The 3,582-nt window shown below is 70.7% G+C and carries 3 protein-coding genes; 2 read left to right on the top strand and 1 reads right to left on the bottom strand.

Features of this window, described 5'->3' with window-relative positions; translation table 11 throughout:
• The first annotated feature begins 38 nt into the window (after positions 1-38).
• On the top strand, positions 39-1,460 hold the full coding sequence (locus CCN72_RS12095) for an LCP family protein (protein ID WP_244174201.1): 1,422 nt from the start codon (positions 39-41) through the stop codon (positions 1,458-1,460).
• Positions 1,461-1,491: 31 nt separating this feature from the next.
• Here CCN72_RS12095 and CCN72_RS12090 read toward each other — a convergent pair whose 3' ends face one another.
• Positions 1,492-2,049 carry an acyl-CoA thioesterase gene (locus CCN72_RS12090; RefSeq protein ID WP_232988352.1) on the bottom strand — a complete coding sequence of 186 codons (558 nt, stop codon included), beginning with the start codon at positions 2,047-2,049 and terminating at the stop codon, positions 1,492-1,494.
• Between the two features lie 119 nt (positions 2,050-2,168).
• Here CCN72_RS12090 and CCN72_RS12085 point away from each other — a divergent pair, with 119 nt between their 5' ends.
• Complete coding sequence (locus CCN72_RS12085; RefSeq protein ID WP_086807530.1) at positions 2,169-3,422, top strand: LCP family protein; 1,254 nt, start codon at positions 2,169-2,171, stop codon at positions 3,420-3,422.
• Positions 3,423-3,582: the final 160 nt, after the last annotated feature.

Genomic DNA, 3,582 nt, shown 5'->3' with positions numbered 1-3,582 from the left:
CGTCGTCGGCGCAGGGGCCGCCCCCGCCCGAGCGGCCGGTGCGGCCCCTGCGCCGACGACGGCGGCCGCGCTGGGCCATGCGGGCGATGACCACGCTGTCGGTGGTGGTGCTCGCCTCCGCGGGCATCGGCCACGCGGTGGTCACCAGCCTGGACGCCGGGATCTCCCGGGTCGACGCCTTCAAGGACATGAAGAACCGGCCGCAGGCGGGCCACGGGATGAACATCCTGCTGGTCGGCACCGACGGCCGGGACAAGATCACCGAGCGGCAGCGGCGCGCCTTCCACCTGGGCGGACAGCCCTGCCACTGCACCGACACGATGATGATCGTGCACATCTCGGAGGACCGGGAGCGGGCCACGGTGGTGAGCCTGCCGCGCGACTCCTTCGCCGAGGTTCCCGCGCACCGGGACCAGACCACCGGCCGGCAGCTCGGCGCGCATCCGCTGAAGCTGAACGCGGCCTATGCCGAGGGCGGCCCCCAGCTGACCGTGCGCACGGTCGAGAACATGACCCGAGTGAAGATCGACCACTATCTGGAGGTCGACTTCACCAGCTTCATGAAGACCGTGGACGTCCTCGGCGGGGTCCGGATCTGTACGGCGACGCCGCTGAAGGACAGCTACAGCGGGCTCGACCTCACCCCCGGCACCCACACCCTGCTGGGCGGGCAGGCCCTCCAGTACGTTCGCTCACGGCACCTGGACGGCGCCAGCGACCTGGGCCGGATGAAGCGGCAGCAGCGTTTCCTGGCCGCGCTGATCGAGCGGGCGACGTCCTCGGGCGTGCTGCTGAACCCGATGCGCTTTCGCGATGTGACCCGGGCGGTGCTCGGCTCGGTGCGGGCCGACACCGGCTTCGGCACCGATGAGCTGCTGGACCTCGGGCGGGCGATGCGGAACTTCTCGCCCTCGTCCTCCGAGTTCACGACCGTCCCCATCGGGCAGATGGACTTCCCGGTCAAGGGCATCGGCTCGACCCTGAAGTGGGACCCGGCCCGCTCCGCCCAGCTGTTCCAGACGCTGCGCGACGACAAGCCGCTCACCGCGGCCCGCCCGCACTCCGCGCCCGCCGCGACACCCGTCGAGACGGACCCCCGGGGCATCCGGGTCCAGGTGGCGAACGGCACCGGCACGACCGGGCTCGCCAAGCGGATCGACACCGAGCTGGCGGCGACCGGCTTCGCCACCACCCATGAGCCGGTGACCGCGCCCGCCCAGCTGCCGACCACCGTGATCACGTACGACCCCCGCTGGGACCGCTCCGCGCACACCCTGGCCGCGGCCCTGCCGGGCAGCGAGCTGCGCGCGGCGCCGGGCCAGGGGCCGGTGCTGAAGGTGACCGCGGGCGCCGGCTTCAAGGGCGTACGGGCCGTGCGCTTCGAGGACCCGGGGCATCAGGACCGGGGCGCCGCGAGTGTGGTGCGCGGCAACGAGGTGGTGTGCTCCGGGGACGCCTGAGCGGACGCCGCCGGGGTACCTCTCGAACTGCCTAGTCGTGGAACCCCTCCGCCACCCGCTGCTCGCGCAGCTCGCGGATGGCGCGGCGGCGGGCCAGCCGGTGGGTGCGGCGGATCTGCGCCTCCTGGTAGCGGCGGCGGTCGCGGTCGGTCTCCGGTATCACCGGGGGGACCTGGCGGGGCTTGCCGTCGGCGTCCACGGCCGCGAAGACCAGATAGGCCGAGCCGACCTGGGTGGGCGGGTCGGACTCGTTCCAGCGCTCGGCGAGGACCCGTACGCCGACCTCCATGGAGGTCCGGCCGGTCCAGTTGACCTGCGCCTTCACATGGACCAGGTCACCGACGCGGACCGGTTCGAGGAAAGCCATCTCGTCCATGGACGCGGTGACCGCGGGGCCGCCGGAGTGCCGGCCGGCCACGGCGCCCGCCGCGTCGTCCACCAGCTTCATGATCACCCCGCCGTGCACCGTACCCAGCAGGTTGGTGTCGTTGTGGGTCATGATGTGGCTGAGCGTGGTGCGCGAGGCGGACGTGGGTTTGCCCGGGATGTCCGGTTCCACTGCTTCCGGCTCCGTGGCCTGGTCTGTCATGCCCTCTACCTTATGCCGAAGCCGCATTCGCGGAATTTGTGTCAGCTTCGCAACAGCGCCGCCCTTATTTTCCGACAGGCCTTGTAAGCCATACGGCGGAGCCCTGCACACTGGTCCGCATGAATGACTGGCCCGAGGCATGGTCCGACGACAATCGGGGCCCCCGCTACGGACGCGGTAGTGGCGGCGCGCAGCCCGAAGGCGCCCGCGCGATGCGGCAGGTGCGGCGCGGCCCGGCGGCACCGCAGTACGGGGCCGGCGTTCCGCAGCAGCCGTCGTACGCGAACGGCGGCTATGACGACGCGTACGACAGCGGTTACAACACCGGACAGGTCTACGGGAACCCCGGCGGCCACGGCCCCGGTGGGACGCCGGGGCCCGGACAGAGACCCGCGCCGAACTGGCGGCGGCGGATCAAGTGGACCGCGATCACGCTGGTGACCGTGTTGATCGTCACCTCGGTCGGGACCTACTTCTGGGCCGACTCCAAGCTGCGCCGCGAGGTCGATCTCTCCACGGTGATCGACCGGCCGCAGTCGGGGTCCGGCACCAACTATCTGATCGTCGGTTCGGACAGCCGCGAGGGCATGACCAAGGCGGACGAGAAGAAGCTGCACACCGGCGCCGCCGAGGGCAAGCGCACGGACTCGATGATGATCCTGCACGTCGGCGACAACGGCGACACGCTCATCTCGCTGCCGCGTGACTCGAACGTGGAGATCCCGTCGTACAAGGGCTCGACGTCCGGGAAGGTCTACCCCGCCACGGGCCGCCAGGAGAAGCTGAACGCGGCCTACGCCGAGGACGGGCCGACGCTGCTGGTGCGCACGATCGAGTACAACACCGGGCTGCACATCGACCACTACGTGGAGATCGGCTTCCAGGGCTTCGCGAACATCGTGGACGCGGTCGGCGGGGTGCGGATCAACATCGACAAGGGCTTCAAGGACAAGTGGTCCGGCGCCGACTTCCAGGCCGGCGAGCAGACCCTGAACGGCCAGCAGGCGCTCGCCTTCGTGCGCACCCGGCACGCCTTCGCCGCCTCCGACCTCCAGCGGACCAAGAACCAGCAGAAGTTCCTGGCCGCCCTGGCCCACGAGGTGGCGACGCCGTCGACCGTGCTGAACCCGTTCAAGTTCTACCCGACCATGGGCGCGGGCCTGGACTCGCTGATCGTGGACAAGGACATGTCCCTGTGGAGCCTGGCCTCGATGTTCTGGGCCATGAAGGGCGTCAACGGCGGTGACGGCACCTCCATGAACATGCCCATCTCCGGCTCCACCGGCGGCAACCTCGTCTGGGACAAGGCGAAGGTCAAGACGCTGGTGAACGAGCTGAACAACGACCAGAAGGTCACGGTCACCGGAAACTAGCCGGGACGACGCGACAGGGGCGGCCGGGCCGTCGCACGGGCGAGCAGCGCCACGTGCGGCAGGGCCAGCCGCCCTTCGCCGTCCCGGGCGAACTCCGCGCACAGCCGGTCGTACTCCGCCCGGATCCGTACGACGGTCCCGGCGTCCTGCGCGCCGAGGA

The organism is Streptomyces murinus (assembly GCF_002154555.1).
Classification (GTDB): domain Bacteria; phylum Actinomycetota; class Actinomycetes; order Streptomycetales; family Streptomycetaceae; genus Streptomyces; species Streptomyces murinus.
This window is presented reverse-complemented; position numbering and strand designations above follow the sequence as displayed.